Origin of the sequence: Kitasatospora sp. NBC_00374 (assembly GCF_041434935.1) — a bacterium.
Taxonomy (GTDB): Bacteria; Actinomycetota; Actinomycetes; order Streptomycetales; family Streptomycetaceae; genus Kitasatospora.
This window is the reverse complement of the sequence record NZ_CP107964.1, coordinates 2,693,451-2,714,492: the sequence shown is the minus strand read 5'-3', so window position 1 is coordinate 2,714,492 and position 21,042 is coordinate 2,693,451. Positions and strand designations below refer to the sequence as shown.

At 72.2% G+C, this 21,042-nt stretch carries 11 protein-coding genes; 6 read left to right on the top strand and 5 right to left on the bottom strand.

Annotated features, from left to right (window positions below; all coding sequences use genetic code 11):
• Positions 1–2: 2 nt before the first annotated feature.
• From OG871_RS12110 to OG871_RS12100, 3 genes are all read right to left on the bottom strand, one after another.
• Positions 3–656, bottom strand: coding sequence for a hypothetical protein (locus OG871_RS12110; RefSeq protein WP_371496743.1), 654 nt, complete (start codon positions 654–656; stop codon positions 3–5).
• The gene (locus tag OG871_RS12105) at positions 653–1,384 is read right to left on the bottom strand and encodes a hypothetical protein (RefSeq protein ID WP_371496742.1); all 732 of its coding nucleotides are present in this window, start codon (positions 1,382–1,384) and stop codon (positions 653–655) included. Before OG871_RS12105 ends, OG871_RS12110 begins: the two co-directional genes overlap by 4 nt.
• A gap of 140 nt (positions 1,385–1,524) precedes the next feature.
• Entirely contained in the window at positions 1,525–3,306 is a 1,782-nt protein-coding gene (locus OG871_RS12100) for an NAD+ synthase (protein ID WP_371496741.1), read from the bottom strand.
• A 311-nt stretch (positions 3,307–3,617) separates the two neighbouring features.
• On the opposite strand from OG871_RS12100, the gene OG871_RS12095 reads away from it, so the two are divergent.
• Together OG871_RS12095 and OG871_RS12090 are read left to right on the top strand one after the other, a co-directional pair.
• Entirely contained in the window at positions 3,618–4,979 is a 1,362-nt protein-coding gene (locus OG871_RS12095; RefSeq protein WP_363640399.1) for a glutamine synthetase family protein, read from the top strand.
• A gap of 323 nt (positions 4,980–5,302) precedes the next feature.
• Positions 5,303–5,803 carry a hypothetical protein gene (locus OG871_RS12090; protein ID WP_371496740.1) on the top strand — a complete coding sequence of 167 codons (501 nt, stop codon included), beginning with the start codon at positions 5,303–5,305 and terminating at the stop codon, positions 5,801–5,803.
• Positions 5,804–5,907: 104 nt separating this feature from the next.
• Here the strand turns inward: OG871_RS12090 and OG871_RS12085 are convergent, their stop codons facing one another.
• Positions 5,908–6,936, bottom strand: coding sequence for a hypothetical protein (locus OG871_RS12085; RefSeq protein WP_371496739.1), 1,029 nt, complete (start codon positions 6,934–6,936; stop codon positions 5,908–5,910).
• Positions 6,937–7,192: 256 nt separating this feature from the next.
• On the opposite strand from OG871_RS12085, the gene OG871_RS12080 reads away from it, so the two are divergent.
• On the top strand, positions 7,193–7,939 hold the full coding sequence (locus OG871_RS12080) for a class E sortase (protein ID WP_371496738.1): 747 nt from the start codon (positions 7,193–7,195) through the stop codon (positions 7,937–7,939).
• A gap of 223 nt (positions 7,940–8,162) precedes the next feature.
• Entirely contained in the window at positions 8,163–11,201 is a 3,039-nt protein-coding gene (locus OG871_RS12075; RefSeq protein ID WP_371496737.1) for a bifunctional [glutamine synthetase] adenylyltransferase/[glutamine synthetase]-adenylyl-L-tyrosine phosphorylase, read from the top strand.
• 57 nt (positions 11,202–11,258) lie between these two features.
• Here OG871_RS12075 and OG871_RS12070 read toward each other — a convergent pair whose 3' ends face one another.
• Positions 11,259–12,221 (bottom strand): phosphatase PAP2 family protein, encoded by a 963-nt coding sequence (locus OG871_RS12070; RefSeq protein ID WP_371496736.1) that lies wholly within the window; start codon positions 12,219–12,221, stop codon positions 11,259–11,261.
• 365 nt (positions 12,222–12,586) lie between these two features.
• Between OG871_RS12070 and pulA the strand changes: the two genes are divergently transcribed.
• Entirely contained in the window at positions 12,587–18,121 is a 5,535-nt protein-coding gene (gene pulA / locus OG871_RS12065; RefSeq protein ID WP_371496735.1) for a pullulanase-type alpha-1,6-glucosidase, read from the top strand.
• Between the two features lie 537 nt (positions 18,122–18,658).
• Positions 18,659–20,992 carry a M4 family metallopeptidase gene (locus OG871_RS12060; RefSeq protein ID WP_371496734.1) on the top strand — a complete coding sequence of 778 codons (2,334 nt, stop codon included), beginning with the start codon at positions 18,659–18,661 and terminating at the stop codon, positions 20,990–20,992.
• The last annotated feature ends 50 nt before the right edge of the window (positions 20,993–21,042 follow it).

The following is a 21,042-nucleotide window of genomic DNA, read 5'->3' as shown; positions in this document are numbered from 1 at the left end:
CCTCACCGAATTCGTATCCTCACCCGAGCATTGTGTGGCAAGCCGTGCAACGCGCTGCCCATCGCCGAGCCGGAGCCGCGGTTGTCCGAGTCGGAGATGTACTTGACGCTCGCGCCCTTGCCGCCCTCCTGGAACATCGCGGGCGGGTACTCGTCCCGGTCCTTCGGCGGGGCGGTGGGGATGCCCCGCAGCGACTCCGCCCGGTTGGCGTCCGCGTTGCCGCGGTCGATCGTCAGGACGGAGGGCTTCGCCGGGCCGGTCCTGGAACGCCCGCCGCGCCAGATGGTGCCGTTCTGGGCCTCCTGGATGTGCTGCGCCGACTCCGGGTACTTCGAGGAGTCGATCACCATCTCCGCGTCGTAGTCGCCCCTGACGCCGAGGTGGCCGGCGATCCGGGTGCGGGCGTCGTGCTGGCGGACCATGCGTTTGCGAGCGCCCTTGCCGGTCATGCCGTCGTTCTTGGCGATCTTCTCGGCCAGCGCGAGGATCTGCTTGGCGTGGGCGTCGTCCGCGTCCTTGAGGTTCTGGACGACCTTCTTGGCGCCGTGACCGGCCTGTTCGTACATCTCGGAGACGGCCTTGGCCGCGTCCTTGCTGATGGTCCTGCCGACCCGCTGGGCGGCGTCCTCCAGGGCCTTGGCTATCGGGTGGCTCAACTGAACGACACCCCCGAGGTCGCGCCGGCGAAGGTCTGGGCGTGGCCGACGACGTCCTCGGCGTGCCGCTGGAGCTCGGCCGCGTGGGCGAGCATCCGCTCGGGGTCGATCTGGAACCCCTCGCCGGCCCCGCCACCGCCGCCGGCGGCAGCTCCGACCGCGGCCTGGACGCCCTTGAAGACCAGGCCGGTCAGCGCCCGGGTGACGGCCTCCTCCAGCGGGGCGACCGCCCGCTCCACCAGCATGCCGATCACCTGGTCCTCGGCCTCCTGGATGATCTCCTTGACGATCCGTCGCTGGACCTCCGCCAGGGCGGCCTCGGCCGCGGCGGAGGCGCCCAGGGTGACCACCGCGGTGGCCGCGGCGGCCGCCAGTTCGGCTGCCATGATGCCGAGTTGGGTGATGACCGCGAGCTTGGCGGCGATGATCACGTCCGCCGCGACCTCCAGCGCGATCGCGCTCGCGTTGCAGACCTGGACCAGGTCGTCCATGTGGTCCGCGGACATCCGCGTCCAGGTGTCGGCCAACTGCTGGTAGGAGGAGGCCTGGTAGGCGTCGGCCATGGCCCGGATGGTGGCGGTGGCCGCCGCGTGCGTGCCGTCGATGTTGGTGGCGAACTGTCGGACGTGGTCGGCGTACTCCCGCACGCTGTCCTCGTTGACCTCGGGCCAGTTCAGGCCGAGCAGGTCCATGACCCAGATCAGTTCACCCGGTAGCTCGATCGCCAAGATGACCCCCCGTCATCACTCCGCGTGACAATGCGTCACTACTCAAGCGATTTTAGTACGAATGTCAAAGCCCCGACCCGGGCGTGGTAAGGGCGTCCGGGACGGGGCTGGTGGCGACTTGGTGAAGAGCCGGCGGAGCGTCAGCCGCGGCGCCAGCGGTTGGTGATGGGCAGTCGGCGGTCGCGGCCGAAGCCCTTCGCGGAGATCTTCGGGCCCGGCGGGTACTGGCGGCGCTTGTACTCGGCCGTGTCGACCAGTCGCACGATCCGGTCGACCACCGCGGCGTCGAAGCCGGCCGCCACGATCGCGTCCCGACCCTGGTCGCCCTCCACGTACAGGTCGAGCACGGTGTCCAGCAGGTCGTAGTCCGGCAGCGAGTCGGTGTCCTTCTGGTCCGGCCGCAGCTCGGCGGACGGCGGCTTGACGATGGTGTTCTCCGGGATCGGCGGCACCTCGCCGCGCCGCCCGGCCTCCTCGTTGCGCCAGCGGGCCAGCCGGAAGATCAGCGACTTGTAGACGTCCTTGATCGGTCCGTACGCGCCGACCGAGTCGCCGTACAGCGTCGAGTAGCCCACCGCGAGCTCGCTCTTGTTGCCGGGCGCGAGCACGATGTGCCCCTCCTGGTTGGAGATCGCCATCAGCAGGGTGCCGCGCAGCCGGGACTGCAGGTTCTCCTCGGCCAGCCCGGTGAGGCCGAGCGAGTCCATGTAGGCGTCGAACATCGGGGCGATCGAGACGGTGCGAAAGTGCAGGCCGGTGCGCTCGGCCAGCTCGGCGGCGTCGTCCCGGGAGTGCTGCGAGGAGTACCGGCTGGGCATCGAGACGCAGTGCACGTTCTCCGCGCCGAGGGCGTCCACCGCGATCGCCGCGACCAGCGCCGAGTCGATACCGCCGGAGAGGCCGATCAGCACCGAGGCGAAACCGTTCTTGCGTACGTACGCCCGGGTTCCGGTGACCAGGGCGGCGTAGATCTCCGCCTCGTCCTCGACCCGAGGCGCGACCTCGGCCCCGACCGTCCCCCAGCCTCCGGCCGGGGGTGCCCCCACGGCGGGGGCGGGCAGCGGCTCGCCGCCCAGGTCGGTGCGGACCAGGTGCAGGCCGTCGCCGAGCAGCAGGCCGTCGGCGTGGTCGGCGGCGGCCGCGGGAAGCTCCAGGTCGACCAGCACCAGCCGTTCCTCGAACTGCGGGGCGCGGGTGAGCACCTCGCCGTCGGCGGAGACGACCAGCGAGTCGCCGTCGAAGACCAGCTCGTCCTGGGCGCCGACCATGTTCAGGTAGGCCAGCGTGCAGCCCGCCTCGGCGGCCCGGCGCCGCACCAGCGCCAGCCGGGCGTCGTCCTTGTCGCGCTCGTACGGCGACCCGTTGATGACCAGCAGCAGGCCGGCCCCGGCCTCGCGGGCGGCGGTGACGCGGCCGCCGTCCTGCCAGATGTCCTCGCAGATCGCCAGCGCGACGTCCACGCCGTGCAGGCGGAGCACGGAGAGCTGGTCGCCGGGAACGAAGTAGCGGTACTCGTCGAAGACGCCGTAGTTGGGCAGGTGGTGCTTGGCGAAACGGTTGACCACCTCGCCGCGGTGCAGCACCGCCGCGCAGTTCTGCGGCTCGCCGGCCGGGCGGCCCAGCTTCGCCGAGGCGTGGTCCGAGCGGCCGAGGTAGCCGACCACCACCGGCACCTCGCCCAGCCCCTTGGCGGCCAGCCGGGCGGCCAGCTCGACCAGCGCCGTCCGGGAGGCCTCCACGAACGAGCTACGCAGGGCGAGGTCCTCGACGGGGTACCCCGTGAGAGCCATCTCGGGGAAGGCGACCAGCCGGGCACCGGCCTCGGCGGCCTGCCTGGTCCAGCGCACCACCTCGTCGCTGTTGTGGGCGAGGTCGCCGACCCAGGGGTCGGTCTGGCACAGGGCGAGACGGAGATTGGGCATGCCCCAGAGTGTAATCGTCTATCTGACGCTATGTCTCGCCCGGCCCCCGGTTCCGGCCTCCGTCCGCCCCGCCCGCGGCACCCCGGTCCGCCGCGGCACCGGCATTCCGCGTGCGCGGTCACCGGCGCGTCGCGTGTGCGGTTGGCGGCGCCTCGCGTGTGCGGTGACCGGCACCTCCGGCCGGGGCCGGGGCAGGTCGGCGAAACTCGGTGTCGGCATCCGGGCGGAGATCCGACATGATGGGACCAGTCGCCACGCGGGCCGGTTCCGGGCGTAACACGGGCGTAAAGAGCAGAGGTGAGACTGTCCCCATGGGCAAGCAGCAGGAGTTCGTGCTTCGTACGCTCGAAGAGCGTGACATCCGTTTTGTCCGGCTGTGGTTCACCGATGTACTCGGGTTCCTGAAGTCGGTCGCGGTCGCTCCGGCGGAGCTGGAGCAGGCCTTCGAGGAAGGCATCGGCTTCGACGGCTCGGCGATCGAGGGCTTCGCCCGGGTCTACGAGTCCGACATGATCGCCAAGCCGGACCCGACCACCTTCCAGATACTGCCGTGGCGCTCCGAGACCCCGGGCACCGCGCGGATGTTCTGCGACATCATGATGCCGGACGGCTCGCCCTCCTACGCAGACCCGCGGTTCGTGCTCAAGCGGACGCTGGAGAAGGCCTCGGCGCAGGGCTTCACCTTCTACACCCACCCGGAGATCGAGTTCTTCCTGCTGAAGAACCTCCCTGGCGACGGCACCGCGCCGATCCCGGCCGACCAGTCCGGCTACTTCGACCACACCCCGCGCGGTGTCGGCCACGACTTCCGCCGCCAGGCGATCACCATGCTGGAGTCGATGGGCATCTCGGTGGAGTTCTCCCACCACGAGGGCGCCCCCGGCCAGCAGGAGATCGACCTGCGTTACGCGGACGCGCTCTCCACCGCCGACAACATCATGACCTTCCGCCTGGTCATGAAGGAGGTCGCGCTGGAGCAGGGCGTGCACGCCAGCTTCATGCCGAAGCCGTTCTCCAACTTCCCCGGCTCGGGCATGCACACCCACCTCTCACTGTTCGAGGGTGACCGCAACGCCTTCCACGAGTCCGGCGCGGAGTACCAACTCTCCAAGGTCGGCCGCTCGTTCATCGCCGGCCTGCTCAAGTACGCCGCCGAGACCGCCGCCGTCACCAACCAGTGGGTCAACTCCTACAAGCGGATCTGGGGCGGCTCGCAGCGCACCGCGGGCGCCGGCGGCGAGGCCCCCTCGTACGTCTGCTGGGGCCACAACAACCGCTCGGCGCTGATCCGCGTCCCGATGTACAAGCCGGGCAAGCAGGGCTCCACCCGGGTCGAGGTCCGCTCGCTGGACACCGGCTGCAACCCGTACCTGGCCTACGCCGTGGTCCTGGCCTCCGGCCTCAAGGGCATCGAGGACGGGCTCGAACTGCCCCCGGGCGCGGACGACGACGTCTGGGCGCTCAGCGACGCCGAGCGCCGCGCCCTCGGCATCCAGCCGATGCCGCAGAACCTGGGCGAGGCCATCGACCTGATGCAGCGCAGCGAGCTGGTCGCCGAGACTCTCGGCGAGCACGTCTTCGACTTCTTCCTGCGCAACAAGCGCCAGGAGTGGGAGGAGTACCGCTCCGAGGTCACCCCGTTCGAGCTGCGCAAGAACCTGCAGGTGCTGTAACCGCAGGTCAGGGCTGGTCTGAGCAGAAAAAAGCCCTCGGGGTCGACGGAAGGTATCCGTCGACCCCGGGGCTTCTCATCGCTCCTGGGCCGTCTGTGGGCCGTCAGTGCCGTGATCGGTGGCCCAGCCGAGGCGAAGGGCCGGACGAGCAAAGAAGCGCCCTGGTTGAGCCGATGACACTCGACCGATCGCCGTTCCGGCGGTCGCCCGATCGGTGCAGGCCGAGGGGACAGACGGGCTGTCGGGGGGTCCAATGACAGGGGCGGACAGGGACTGCGCTGACGTGGTCCGGCGGGTCCGAGCACCCGAGGAAGGGCGGCGACGTGACCAGCAGCAGTGCCGATGATCTGTCCCGCGAGGCGGGCGAGCTGTTCGACTCCGGGCGGCGCCGGATCTTCGACGACGTCGGGCAGCGCAGGCTCCACTACCACCTCCTGCGGCTGGCGGCCGCGGGTGTCGGTTCGGACGAGGTGGACGACCTGCGCGAGCTCGGCCGCCTCGCCTTCGCCGACCTCGACGTCACCGCACAGGCGAAGAGGATCAGGGAACGTCCCGGCGCCGGCGCCCTCGCGGTGGCGATCGCCGGCGTCGTGGAGCGGGCCGATGGCGAGGCCCCCCGTTCGCGGGTGATGCTCGGCGCGGTGCTCGGCGCGTACGCGGTGCTCGGCGGCACGGTGGCGCAGAACCGCATCCCTCGGGAGGAGATCCCGGGGGCGGCCGCGCTGGGCGCCGTCGGCGGTGCGCTCGTCGCCTCGACCCTTCCCGTGGTCCTCGACGGAATCGACCGGGTCGGCCTGCCCGACTACCTCGGCCCCGCGGGCTGACGCTCCGCCGCGAGGCCCGGAACGCCGCATCGGCCTGCCCGACCCCTGAGGGTCGGGCAGACCGACGTGATGCGGCCCCGGGACGCCCGGTGGGCCGGAACCGGTCAGGACCGGCGGGTGTGGCGGAACCGCAGCAGCGCGCCGCCGGCCACGAGCAGCCCGGAAGCGCCGAGGACGAGCGGGATCTGGCTGGTACCGGTGTGTGCCAGCTTCCCCTTCTCGGCGTGCGACGAGCCGTACGAGCCCTTGCTGTGGGAGGAGGACTTGGCCGGGTAGGAGGACTTGGCGGGCTTCGCGTGGTAGGCATCGTTGGACGCCAGGACGTGGTTGGAGTTCTGCACGTTCTGGTTGTTCTGCTGGACCACCGTCAGCACGACGTTCTGGAACTGGCCCTGGGCCTGGAGCTGCTCCTGCTCCTGCTCCTGCTGCTGGGCCTGGTCATGGTCCTTGCCGGGCTTGCTGCCGTGCTCGTCGTGCTTCGGGGGCTGGTGCTGCGGCGGCTGGTGGGTGGGGGGCTGCTCCTTCGGCGGCTGGTGGGTCGGGGGCTTGTCGCCGTGCTCCCCGTGGTCGCCGTGCGTGGGCGGCTTGTCCCCGTGGTCATCGTGGGTGGGCGGCTTGTGGCCGGGGTGGTCCCCGTGGGTGGGCGGCTTGTGGCCGTGTCCCCCGTGCTTGGGCGGCTGGTGGGTCTTCGGGGGGCAGTGCTTGGGCTTGACGCCGTGGGACCGCAGGGCGTCCTCCTCGTCCTCGGAGTCCTCCGAGCCGTCCTCCCAGAACGCCGGGTCCGACTCCTCGACCCACTCCTCGGCGCCGAGCTCCGCCTCGGGCGCCGCAGCGGCCTGCGCCTCGGGCGCCGCCGCGGCCTCCGGCCCGACCTCGTCCTTGGTCGCCGGCACCGAACGCGGGTCCGGCACGGTGGCGCCCTGGAACCAGGAGTGGCCGGCCGGACCGGCACCCTCGTTCGCGCGCTGGAGGAGGTCGTTCACCCACGGTCCCCCGTGGGTGGCTGCGGCCACCGCGTCGATGCTCGTGGTCTGGTCGGGGAAGGTGGCGGCGTACGAGGTGCTGTTGGCGCCCCAGACGAGCGCGAATGAGGTCAGTCCGGAGAGGACGAGACCGGCTGCACGGGTTTGCATGACTCTCCCAGATGATCGGTAAAACGGATCCTCTGTTTATGGCAGTTCGTACGGTAAGTGATTGAGCGACGCCGCCGGGTCACCGATTCGGGGGACGGATGACACCTCCTGATGGCCGAACGCCGTCACCCGAATCCGCGACCGCCCGCCCGCCGCGCGCCTTCGGGCGCCCCAGGGCGTGTCGAATTGCACGCAGTGTGAGCGCGCGGTGGAGTGAGGGGCTCCGCCCGTGTCCGTCTGTGCAGGAGGGAAGCCCATGGTGACGCAGCGTCGACGCCGGCGCCGGGCGGTGCTGGTGGCCGTCCAGGGGATGGGGGAGCTGCTGGTCACCCTGGGGGTGCTCCTGGCGCTGTTCGCCGTCTACTCGCTCTGGTGGACGGACGTGGTCGCGGACCGCCGGGCGGACCAGGCCGGTGGCCGGCTGCGCGAGGCCTGGTCGACGACGCCGACGCCGACGCCAGGGCCGGTGCCGCTGCCGCCGGACGGCTCGGCGACCCCGCCGTCACCCGGGTATGCCGCCGGCGACGGCGTCGGCTTCCTGCACGTGCCCGCGCTGGGCAAGGGCTACCAGGTGCTGATCAGGATGGGGACGGACGAGGGGACGCTCGCCGAGGGGGTGGCGGGGGTGTACACCGAGCCGTACGAGGCGGCGATGCCGTGGGACGAGGAGGGCAACTTCGCGCTCGCCGCGCACCGGGACGGGCACGGCGCGAAGTTCCACGACCTGGACCTGGTCGGACCCGGCGACGCCCTGGTGGTCGAGACCCGGGACAAGTGGTACGTCTACCGCGTCGACGGCACCCTCCCGCAGACCTCGCAGTACGACACGGGGGTGATCGCGCCGGTGCCGACCGGGTCCCCGTACCACGCGCCCGGCCGCTACATCACGCTGACCACGTGTACGCCGGTCTACACCTCGCTCTACCGGATGGCGGTCTGGGGCAGCCTGGTGCGCGAGGAGCCGGTGGACGCCGGGCGGACGCCGCCGGCCGAGCTGCGTTGAGCGGGTCGGGTGAGCGGCCCGGGGCAGCTCGTACCGGACACGGGTGTTCGACCGCGGGAAGTGGCAGGGTTGGACGTGGCAGGGTCGAAGGCGCGGCCGTCGGGTGGCGGCCGCGGGTCCCGTGCGGGGGAGCGGGCCGCGGCCCGGCGATCGTAGGCTCGTAGCTTCGTAGGTTCGTAGGCCCGCGCAGCTCGTTCGGGCCGACCACCGCACCGGAGGGGCCATGGCAGTGGAGGAACGGGCCGGAAACCGTATCAGCCGGCCGGAGATCAGGCTGGTCCGCCGGGGTTTCACCGACCCGGAGCAGGCCCTGCGGCTGCTCGCCGGGCCGGCCCTGCACGGCCTGGCCGCCGACCCGGTGCTGCTCGACGCGCTCGGCGCCGTCGCCGACCCGGACCTGGCCCTGCGCGGGCTGGCCCATCTGCTGGAAGCCCTGGACGAGTCCGAGCGGCACACCCTGCGGGACACCCTCACCACCTCCAAGCCGCTGCGCGACCGGCTGCTCGGGGTACTCGGCGCCTCCGCCGCGCTCGGCGACCACCTGGCCCGCCACCCCCGGGACTGGCACGCGCTGGTCACCTTCGAGCAGCGCGACATGCACCCCGGACAGGCCGAGTTCCAGCGGGAGCTGTCCACCCGGGTCCGGGCCGCCGCGCCCGCCGGGCGGGCCGACGCCCTGCGCGCCGCCTACCGCCGCTGTCTGCTCGCCATCGCCGCCCGCGACCTGAGCGGCACGACCGACCTGCCGCAGACCGCCGCCGAGCTGGCCGACCTGGCCGGTGCCACCCTGCAGGCCGCCCTGGACATCGCCGCACAGGAGGACGAGGAGGCCGCCGCGGCCTGTCGGCTCGCCGTGATCGGCATGGGCAAGTGCGGCGGCCGGGAGCTCAACTACGTCTCCGACGTCGACGTGATCTTCGTCGCCGAGCCGCGCGAGGGCGTCGAGGAGCAGCAGGCCACCCGGGCGGCCACCCGGCTGGCGGCCCGCGCCATGCGGCTGTGCTCGGACACCACGGGCGAGGGCACCATCTGGCCGGTCGACGCCAACCTCCGCCCCGAGGGCCGCAACGGCCCGCTGGTGCGCACCCTGGCCAGCCACCTCGCCTACTACCAGCGCTGGGCCAAGACCTGGGAGTTCCAGGCCCTGCTCAAGGCCCGCCCGGTGGCTGGCGACCCCGAGCTGGGCGCCGCGTACGCCGAGGCGATCGCCCCGCTGGTCTGGCAGGCCGCGGCCCGGGACAACTTCGTCACCGACGTCCAGCAGATGCGCCGCCGGGTGGTCGACGCGATCCCCGCGACCGAGGTGGGCCGACAGCTCAAGCTGGGCCCGGGCGGTCTGCGCGACGTGGAGTTCGCCGTCCAGCTGCTCCAGCTGGTGCACGGCCGTACCGACCCGTCGCTGCGCAGCGGCAACACCCTGGCGGCACTGGCCGCCCTCAGCGCCGGCGGCTACGTCGGCCGGGCGGACGCGGCCTCGCTGGACGCCGCGTACCGCTTCCTGCGCGCACTGGAGCACCGGATCCAGCTGTACCGGCTGCGCCGTACCCACCTGGTGCCCAAGGACCCGGCCGACCTGCGGCGGCTCGCCCGCTCGCTCGCCGCCGGGATCCAGGACGACACCCGGGCCGACCCGGTCGCCGCCCTGGACCGGGAGTGGAAGCGGCACGCGGTCGAGGTGCGGCGGCTGCACGAGCGGCTGTTCTACCGCCCGCTGCTGGACGCGGTGGCCGAGCTGCCGACCGGCGCGGCCGGGCTCGGCCACGCGGCGCTCACCCCCGAGGGGGCCAGGGCCCGGCTGGAGGCGCTCGGCTACGCCGACCCCGCCGCCGCGCTGCGCCACCTGACCGCGCTGGCCTCCGGGGTCAGCCGCAAGGCGGCCATCCAGCGGACCCTGCTGCCGGTCATGCTCGGGTGGTTCGCCGACTCCGCCGACCCCGACGCCGGGCTGCTCAACTTCCGCCAGGTCTCCGACGCGCTCGGCCGCACCCCCTGGTACCTGCGGCTGCTGCGCGACGAGGGCGCCGCCGCCGAGCAGCTCGCCCGGGTGCTCTCGGCCGGCCGGCTCGCCCCCGACCTGCTGCTGCGCGCCCCCGAGGCGGTCGCCATGCTCGGCGACCCGCAGGGCCTGGTCCCGCGCGGCCGGGCCGCGCTGGAACAGGAGATCCTGGCCGCCGTCGGCCGGGCCCCGACGGCCGCCGCCGGGGTGGCCGCCGCCCGCGCCGTCCGCCGGCGCGAACTGTTCCGCACCTCCGCGGCCGACCTGCTCGGCCGCCTCGGTCCGGACGAGTCGAGCGCCCTGGACGCCGCCGGCGAGGCCCTCACCGCGCTCAACGCCGCGACCCTGCAGGGCGCCCTGCGGGCCTGCGTCGCGGGCTGGGAGGCGGACAACGGCGAACTGCCGACCCGGCTCGCGGTGATCGCGATGGGCCGCTTCGGCGGCCACGAGCTCGGCTACGGTTCCGACGCCGACGTCCTGCTGGTCCACGAGCCGCTGCTCGGGATGCTGGAGGAGGACGCGGCCCGGGCCGCCCGGGCCGTCTGCAACGAACTGCGCTCCCTGCTGGCCGCCCCCTCGACCGAGCCCCCGCTGCTGGTCGACGCCGATCTGCGCCCCGAGGGCCGGCAGGGACCGCTGGTGCGGACGCTGGCCTCGTACGCGGCCTACTACCGGCGCTGGTCGCACGTGTGGGAGAGCCAGGCGCTGCTCCGGGCCGAGCCGGTGGCGGGCGACGCAGACCTGGGGGAGCGGTTCCGGGCGCTGATCGATCCGCTGCGCTACCCCGGCCACGGGGTGCCCGAGCGGGATCTGCTGGAGATCCGGCGGATCAAGGCCAGGATCGAGTCCGAGCGGCTGCCGCGCGGCGCCGACCCGACCACCCACACCAAGATCGGACGCGGTGGTCTGGCCGACGTCGAATGGACGGTGCAGCTGCTCCAGCTGCAGCACGGCCACGCCGTCCCCGCGCTGCGGACCACCCGGACCAGGCAGGCACTGGCCGCGGCGGCCGAGGCCGGCCTGATCGGGGCCGAGGACGCCGCCGTGCTGGACGCCGCCTGGCTGCTGGCCTCCCGGGTGCGCAGCGCGGTGATGCTGGTGCGCGGCCGGGCCGGGGACTCCTTCCCCGGCGACGCCCGCGAGCTGTCCGGGGTGGCCCGCTACCTCGGCTACGGCGCCGGACACAGCGGGGAGCTGGTGGACGACTACCGGCGCACCACCCGCCGGGCCCGCGCGGTGGTGGAGCGGCTGTTCTACGGGCCGTGAGACGGCGGTGCCCCGCCGGCAGCCGGTCCGGGCGGGGCATCGGGGTGTCGTGCGGGGTCAGGACCGGCCGGCGCCGACCTCGGCCGTCCACTGTTCGGGGACGGTGACCTCGTCGCCGTCCGGGACGGCGACGGTCACCTTCGGCAGCTGGTAGGCCCAGACGTGGTAGACGGCCCGGGCGGCCAGGAAGCCGACGCCCAGGCAGAGGGCGCCGCCGACGGCGTCCATCCAGAAGTGGTTGGCGGTGGAGACGATGACCACCAGGGTGGCGGCCGGATAGACCAGGCCGAGGATCCGGACCCAGAGCGGGCGGGCCAGGAAGAAGATCGTCAGTCCGCACCAGAGCGACCACCCGATGTGCATCGAGGGCATCGCCGCGTACTGGTTGGACACGTGGGCGGCCGGGCCGGAGGCCATCGAGCCCCAGGTGTGGTGTGCGGCCACGGTGTCGACGAAGTTCCCGCCGGTCATCAGCCGGGGTGGGGCGAGCGGGAAGAAGTAGAAGCCGACCAGGGCGATGCCGGTGGTGACGAACAGGACGGTGCGGGTCGCCGCGTAGCGTCCGGGGTGGCTGCGGTAGAGCCAGACCAGCACACCGATGGTCACGATGAAGTGCAGGGTCGCGTAGTAGTAGTTCATCCCCACGATCAGCCAGCCGACCGAGTCGATCGCGTGGTTCACCGAGCGCTCCACGGCTACGCCCAGGGCGCGCTCGAAGTCCCATATCCAGGTCGCGTGGCGCTGGGCGATCGACGCCTGCTCGGGGACGGCGTTGCGGACCAGCGAGTAGAGCCAGTAGCTGATGCCGATCAGGGCGAGCTCGAACCACAGCCGCGGGCGGGCGGGCCGCCGGCGCTGCTCCCGGACCCGGCCGCGCAGGGCGGCGGTCGGTGACTGGGCGACGCGGGTGGCTCCGTCCGCCGGCCGGCCCGGTCGGGCGGCGACGGGAACGGAACCGCCGGTGGGCGCCGCGGCGGCGCGGTCGGCGCCGGCTGCATGGATCTCGGTCGATTCCCCCATGGGGGAGAAGTCTGCCAGACGTCTCGTGGCCGCCTGCTCATCCTGTGGTCGGGGATTCTTCACCGACTGTCCCCCTGCAGGGGTAGGGGAAGGAGAGGTGTAGGGGCGCATATCGACCATTGTTGCTCGCGGGTAACGGGCGGTCGAACCGGGGTGGACGTTTTTGACCTGGGCTTTGGCCGGAGTGAGGGTGCCCGCCGGGGGTCAGGTGTCCGGCGGGCGCGCTCGGTACCGACTCTGCGGTCTGCACAACGGTTCGGTCAAGACCCTGCTTGCAACATTTTCTGCATCTTGCTGAAACATATTTCAGCGCGCTACGGTCCGGCCACTCATCGACGACGAGCCGCATCGAGGGAGAGCCAGCCGTGGCCGAAGTCCAGCCCCGCCCGCCCCGGAGCACGACGCCCTACCGCAGTCCCGGCCGAGCCGCCGTACTGCTCGCCGCATCCCTGATCGCCGTCACGCTCGGCGCGGCCCCGGTCGCCGCCGCCGGCGCGCCCGCACCGCCGTCCGACGCCGCGCTCGCGGCCACGGCGGGCCGGCACGACCTGACCAGGGAGCAGTTCTACTTCGTCCTGCCGGACCGTTTCGCCAACGGCTCGACCGCCAACGACGCCGGCGGTATCACCGGCGGCCGGCTGGACAACGGGTTCGACCCCGCCGACAAGGGCTTCTACCACGGCGGTGACCTCAAGGGCCTGATCGACCGGCTCGACTACATCCAGGACCTCGGCACCACCGCGATCTGGCTGGCACCGATCTTCAAGAACAAGCCGGTACAGGGCAGCGGAGCCGACGCGTCGGCCGGCTACCACGGCTACTGGATCACCGACTTCACCCAGGTCGACCCGCACTTCGGCACCAACGCCCAGCTCAAGGAGCTGATCGCGAAGGCGCACGGCAAGGGCATCAAGGTCTTCTTCGACGTCATCACCAACCACACCGCCGACGTCCTCGACAACCGCGAGCAGGCCTCCGGCTACCGCTCCACCGGCGCCTACCCGACCCTGGACGCCGACGGCAACCCGGTCGACGAGACCGCCCTCGCCGACGCGGGCGCGAAGTGGCCCGCGATCACGGCCGACTCCTTCCCGTACAGCCCGGTGCTGCGCACCAAGGCCGACGCCACCGCCAAGACCCCGTCCTGGCTGAACGACCCCGCGCTCTACCACAACCGCGGCAACTCGACCTTCGCCGGCGAGTCCGCCACCGAGGGCGACTTCTCCGGCCTCGACGACCTCGACACCCAGAACCCGCGGGTGGTCGAGGGCTTCAAGAAGGTCTACGAGCAGTGGGTCCGGGAGACCGGCGTGGACGGCTTCCGGATCGACACGGTCAAGCACGTCGACCTCGCCTTCTGGCAGCAGTGGGCGCCGGCGCTCAAGAAGTACGCGGCCGAGCAGGGCAACCGGCGGTTCTTCATGTTCGGCGAGGTCTACTCCGGCGACCCGGCCGTCACCTCGCCGTACGTCACCAAGGGCCGGCTGCAGGCCACCCTGGACTTCCCGTTCCAGGAGGCGGCCCGCTCGTTCACCTCGCAGAACGGCTCGGCCAAGGCCCTGGCCTCGGTCTACGGCCAGGACTACCGCTACACCACCGCCGACACCGACGCGTACGAGCTGCCGACCTTCCTCGGCAACCACGACATGGGCCGGATCGGCTCCTTCCTGCGCGCCGACAACCCCTCCGCGAGCCCCGAGCAGCTGCTGGCGAAGGACCGGCTGGCGAACGAGCTCCAGTTCCTCACCCGCGGCCAGCCGGTCGTCTACTACGGCGACGAGCAGGGCTTCACCGGCGCGGGCGGCGACAAGGACGCCCGGCAGGACATGTTCGCCTCCAGGACCCCGTCCTACAACAGCGACCCGGTGATCGGCGGCGCCGCCGGCTCCGCCGACCGCTACGGCCGCAGCGGCCCGCTCTACCAGGGCATATCCGCCCTCGCCAAGCTCCGCAAGGACCACCCGGCACTGGCCGACGGCGCCCAGATCGAGCGCTACGCCGCCGACGGGCCCGGGGTGTACGCCTTCTCCCGGATCGACGCCGCCGAGCAGGTCGAGTACCTGGTCGCGGTCAACAACGCCGCCGAGGCGAAGACCGTCACGCTGGCCACCTACTCGGCCGGCCTGGCCTTCGACCGGCTCTACCCCGCTGCCGGGGAGCGGCTGACCACCGGCGCCGACAAGAAGATCACCGTCACCGTGCCGCCGCTCTCCTCCGTGGTGCTGGAGGCCGCCGGCCGGCTCGCCGCCCCGGCCGCCGCCCCGGCGCTGACCGTGCGGCCCCCGGCCGACGGCTCCAGCGGCACGGTCACCGTCGGTGCCGAGGTGGCCGGCGGCGGGTTCGACCGGGTGAGCTTCGCCGCGCAGATCGGCAACGGCCCCTGGCGCACCCTCGGCACCGCCGACAACGGCGACTGGCGGGTCACCCAGGACCTCGGCGCGGTCGCGCCGGGCACGGTGGTCCGCTACAAGGCCGTGGTCCGCGACTCGGCCGGACACCTGCGCTCCGCGACCGGCAGCTTCACCACCGGCACCCCCGCGCCCAAGCCGGTGCCCACGGCGAGCTCACGCCCGTACGCGGTGGTGCACTACCAGCGCAAGAACAACGACTACGACGGCTGGAACCTCTACGCCTGGGGCGACCTCGCCGACGGCGAGTCCACCCCGTGGCCGGCCGGCCACCCCTTCGTCGGCCGGGACGCCTACGGCGCCTTCGCCTACGTGAAGCTCAAGAACGGCGCCGCCGACCTCGGCTTCATCGTGGAGAAGGACGGCGCCAAGGACGTCGACACCGACCGCCACATCGAGCTCGGCAGCACCGGGGAGGTCTGGCTCAAGGAGGGCGACCCCGCCGTCCGCACCGCCAACCCCGACCCGGCCGTCCCCGTCCCGGCCGGCACCGCCGTCATCCACTACCACCGGGCCGACGGCGCCTACGACGGCTGGGGCCTGCACGACTGGACCGGCGCCGCCACCCCGACCGACTGGGGCAAGCCGCTGCCGCCCGCCCGCCGGGACGCGTTCGGCGCCGTCTTCGAGGTGCCGCTCGCGGCCGGCGCCACCAGCCTCAGCTACATCATCCACAACGGCAACGACAAGGACCTGCCCACCGACCAGTCGCTCGACCTCGCCACCACGGGCCGCGAGATCTGGATCATCGGAGGCCAGGAAGGCCACCTCCTCCCGCAGGCCCCCGGCAGCAGCTCCCAGCTCGACCTCGGTTCCGCGCGGGCCCAGTGGATCGACGCCCGCACCGTGGTGGTCCCGGCCGGGTACGGCGCCGGCGACGCCGCGCTGGCCGGCGGAACCAGCGCCCAGCTGGTCTACGACCCCGAGGGCGGGATCAAGGCCGACAAGGGCGCGCTCACCAAGCCCGGCCACTGGATCCGGCTCACCCCGGCGGCCGGCCTGACCGCGGCCCAGAAGACCAAGTACCCGCACCTGGCGGGCTACCGGGCCTTCACCGTCGACCAGCGCGACACCGGACGGGTCACCGCCGCGCTGCGCGGTCAGCTGCTCTTCACCGAGCACCTGCCGAACGGCGCCGTCCTGGCCGCCACCGGCGTGCAGATCCCGGGCGTGCTCGACGACCTGTACGCGGCCAAGGCCGCCGGGGCCGCGCTCGGGCCGGTCTACAGCAACCGCACCCAGGGCGACTGGCTGCGCCGCGACTGCCGCCGGGTGACCCTGTCGCTCTGGGCGCCGACCGCCACCGAGGTCTCCGTCCAGCTCTTCGACCGGGCCACCGGCGGCACCCCGAGAACGGTGCCGCTGCGCCGGGACGACGCCAGCGGGGTCTGGTCGCTGACCCGGGACGCGGGCGAACTCGACGGCCGCTACTACCTGTTCCAGGTCAAGGTGTGGGCGCCGAGCGTGCAGCAGCTGGTCACCAACACCGTCACCGACCCGTACTCGGTCGCGCTGTCGGCCGACTCGAAGCGCAGCCTGGTCACCGACCTCGGCGACCGGGCGAACAAGCCGGCCGGCTGGGACGCGCACCGCACCCCGGCCGCCGTCCCCGCCGTCCGCCAGCAGATCCAGGAGCTGCACGTCCGCGACTTCTCGGTGGCCGACACCAGCGTCCCGGCCCCGGAGCGCGGCACCTACCTGGCCTTCACCGAGTCCGCCTCGGCGGGCATGCAGCACCTGCGCGAGCTGGCGAAGGCCGGCGTCACCACCATCCACCTGCTGCCCACCTTCGACATCGCCACCATCCGGGAGAACCGGGCCGAGCAGAAGCTGCCCGCCTGCGACCTCGCCGCGCTGCCGGCCGACGGCGAGAAGCAGCAGGAGTGCGTGGCGGCCGTCCAGGCGGACGACGCCTACAACTGGGGCTACGACCCGCTGCACTACACGGTGCCCGAGGGCTCGTACGCCACCGACCCCACCGGCACCGCGCGGACCGTGCAGTTCCGGGCGATGGTCCAGGCGATGCACGAGGCCGGGCTGCGGGTGGTGCTCGACGTGGTCTACAACCACACCGCCGCCGCCGGGCAGGCCGAGCACTCGGTGCTCGACCGCGTGGTGCCCGGCTACTACCAGCGGCTCGGCGACAACGGCCAGGTGACCACGGACAGTTGCTGCGCGGACACCGCCCCCGAGCACGCCATGATGAACAAGCTGGTGGTCGACTCGGTGGTGACCTGGGCGCGGCAGTACCGGGTCGACGGGTTCCGCTTCGACCTGATGGGGCTCGACCCGAAGTCCACCATGCTGGACGTGCAGTCCGCGCTGCGCGGGCTGACCCGGGAACGGGACGGCGTCGAGGGCAAGGACATCTTCCTGTACGGCGAGGGCTGGAACTTCGGCACCGTCGCCAACGACGCCCGGTTCGTCCAGGCCACCCAGGCCAACATGGCCGGCACCGGGATCGCCACCTTCAACGACCGGGTCCGCGACGCCGGGCGGGGCGGCAACTTCCAGCTCTCCTCCGCGCCGCAGCAGGGCTTCGCCTCCGGCCTGTACACCGACCCGAACGGCTCGGCGGACAACGGCACCCCCGAACAGCAGAAGGCCCGGCTGCTGCACCAGATGGACCAGATCAAGGTCGGGCTGACCGGAAATCTGGCCGGATTCACCTTCACCGACAGCTCGGGCAAGGCCGTCAGCGGTGCCGGGGTCGACTACAACGGCGCCCCGACCGGCTACGCCGCCGCGCCCGGTGAGGCGGTGGAGTACCTGGACGCGCACGACAACGCGGACCTCTTCGACGCCCTCGCCTACAAGCTGCCGCAGTCCACCTCGCCCGCCGACCGGGCCCGGATGCAGGCGCTCGGTCTGTCGCTGACGGCCCTGACGCAGGGGCCCGGCTTCGCCCAGGCCGGCAGCGACCTGCTGCGCTCCAAGTCGCTGGACGCCAACTCCTACGACTCGGGTGACTGGTTCAACGCGATCCACTGGGACTGCGGGCAGGGCAACGGCTGGGGCCGCGGTGTGCCGATGGCGGCCGACAACCGCTCGATGTGGCCCACCGCCAAGTCCCTGCTGGCCGACCCCCGGTTGACCGTCGGCTGCAACGAGACGGGGGCGAGCAGCGCGCTCTACCGGCAGTACCTGCAGATCCGGCAGTCCTCACCGCTGTTCGCCCTGAGCAGCGCCGCCGAGGTCCAGCGGCGGCTGTCCTTCCCGCTCTCCGGCACCGCCGGCGAGACGCCCGGTGTGATCACCATGCACCTGGACGGCTCCGGGCTGAAGGGGGCCGAGAAGGGCATCACCGTGGTGTTCAACGCGACCCCGACCGCTCAGCGGCAGTCGGTGGACGCGCTGGCGGGCACCGCGCAGTCGCTGCACCGGGTGCAGGCCCAGGGGGCCGACCCGGTGGTCAAGCAGGCAGGGTTCGATCCGGCCACCGGCGGTTTCACCGTGCCCGGGCGGACGGTGGCGGTGTTCGTACAGAACTGACGATCAGTCGGGCGTCTCCAGGGGCTCCGCGGTCGCGGGGCCCCTGGGGCGCGTTTCGGACCGTGTGACGCCGGGTGGCCGGAAACCGTCCATGGCGGCCGGAAAAACTTGGCATGTACCGGCCCTTATGTCCTCCTGACGCCGACCGGTCGTTCGGCCGGTCTACGCGTGCAGTGGTCCCGCTAGCTCGATCGCTGCCGAGCCGCAATGACATCCATGTGCAGCAGGCTCGGCGGTGGCACCGGGCCGGCCGCGCGGTGCCATTGACGCTAATTGGCCAATCAGTGGCATGCATCTGTCATTCACGGTCCGTTTGCTGCCACGATTCCCCCGGCTGCAGACGCGAGGGGGCCCCACCCCCCGGGGGCAGCCGATCCAGCGCAGGTTCAGCGCTACCGGCTCCACTCTGTACCCGCTCCTGATTGCACCGCACCCATGCCGCGCACCAGCGGCAGGGCCCCCGCTGCGCCGCAACCCCGCGGCCCAGGTTCTCTCCACCGCTCGTGACCCCGCGAACGGTCGGATAAGGAGTCTGCATTGTCCCGTCACACCCATGTCCGGACGAGTCTGGCCGCCCTCGCCGCCACCACCGCGCTGCTGGTGACCGGCTTCCCCGTGGTCGCCGCGCAGGCCGCGCCGAGCGCCCCGTCCCCCGTCGCGCCCGCCGGCCAGGCCGCCGCCCTCGCCGCCGCCGGCCAGCAGAGCGCCGCGCTGGCGCAGACCCTCGGCCTCGGCAGCCAGGAGAAGCTGGTCGTCAAGGACGCGTTCCGCGACGCCGACGGCAGCCAGCACTTCCGCTACGAGCGCACCTACGGCGGACTCCCGGTGCTCGGCGGCGACATGGTGGTGCACCAGACCTCCGCCGGCACGGTGAAGAGCGTCGACCGGGCCTCCGAGGCCTCGCTGAACGGCGTCGGCACCACCCCGGCGCTGGCCGCCCCGAAGGCGCAGGCCACCGCGCTGGCCGCGGAGGCCGGCTCCAGCCTGCAGACCGCCCCGCGCCTGGTCGTCTGGGCCGCCGACGGCTCGCCGCGCCTGGCCTGGGAGACCGTGGTCTCCAGCACCGAGGCGGACGGCACGCCGAGCAAGCTGCACGTCGTCACCGACGCGAGCACCGGCACCGTCATCCACAAGTTCGAGGGCGTGCAGACCGGCACCGGCCAGGGCGTCTTCGTCGGCAACGTCACCATCGGCACCACGCTGTCGGGTTCGACGTACCAGATGAAGGACAACACCCGCGGTGGGATGTACACCACCAACCTGAACAACGGGACGTCCGGCGCCGGCACCCTCTTCACCAAGTCGACCGACACCTGGGGCAACGGGCAGGCCAGCAACAAGGAGTCCGCCGCCGTCGACGCCCACTTCGGCGTCTCGGCGACCTGGGACTACTACAAGAACACCTTCGGCCGCAACGGCATCCGCAACGACGGTGTCGGCGCCTACAGCCGCGTCCACTACGGCCAGAACTACGTCAACGCGTTCTGGGACGACAGCTGCTTCTGCATGACCTACGGTGACGGCTCGGGCAACAACGCCCCGCTGACCGAGCTGGACGTGGCCGGCCACGAGATGAGCCACGGCGTCACCGCCGCCACGGCCAACCTCAACTACTCCGGCGAGTCCGGCGGCCTGAACGAGGCCACCTCGGACATCTTCGGCACCATGGTCGAGTTCTACGCCAACATCCCGTCGGACAACCCCGACTACCTGATCGGCGAGCTCATCAACATCAACGGGGACGGCACGCCGCTCCGTTACATGGACAAGCCGTCGAAGGACGGGGCCTCCGCCGACAGCTGGTCCTCGACCGTCGGCAACAAGGACGTCCACTACTCGTCCGGCGTCGCCAACCACTTCTTCTACCTGCTGTCCGAGGGCAGCGGCGCGAAGGTGATCAACGGCGTCAGCTACAACAGCCCGACGCTCAACAACATCACCGTCACCGGCATCGGCCGGGACAAGGCGGCCGCGGTCTGGTACCGCGCGCTGACCACCTACATGACCTCCACCACCAACTACGCCGCCGCGCGGACCGCGACCCTGAACGCGGCGACCGACCTGTACGGCGCGGGCAGCGCCGAGTACACGGCCGTCGCCACCGCCTGGGCCGCCGTCAACGTCGGCACCGTGACCCCGCCGAGCTCGCCCGTGGTCACCAACCCGGGCAACCAGGTCACCCTGGTCAACTCCGCGGTGAACCTGCAGATCTCGGCCTCCGGCGGCACCGGCGCGCTGACCTACACGGCCACCGGCCTGCCGGCCGGCCTGTCGATCAACGCCTCCACCGGCAAGATCACCGGCACCGTGACCACCGCGGGCACCTCCAACGTGACGGTCACCGCCAAGGACACCGCCAACAAGACCGGCACCACCAGCTTCACCTGGACGGTCAACACCACCGGCGGCACCTGCACCCCGGCGCAGCTGCTCGGCAACGCGGGCTTCGAGACCGGCACCGCCGCGCCGTGGACCGTCACCAGCGGCGTGGTCGACAACAGCGCCTCGCAGGCCTCGCACACCGGCTCCTGGAAGGCCTGGCTGAACGGCTACGGCTCCGCCCACACGGACTCCGCCGCGCAGACGGTGACCATCCCGGTGGGCTGCAAGGCCACCCTCAGCTACTGGCTGCACATCGACACGGCGGAGACCACCACCACCACCGCGTACGACAAGCTGACCGTCACGGTCAACGGCACCACGGTCGCCTCGTACTCGAACCTCAACAAGGCCACCGGGTACGTCCAGAAGACGGTCGACCTGTCCTCCTACGCGGGCCAGTCGGTGACCGTGAAGTTCAACGGCGTCGAGGACTCCTCGCTGCAGACGAGCTTCGTGATCGACGACACCGCGATCAACACCAGCAACTGACCCTGACCCCGGGGCGGTGAAGGGCCCGGCGGCTTCGGCCGCCGGGCCCT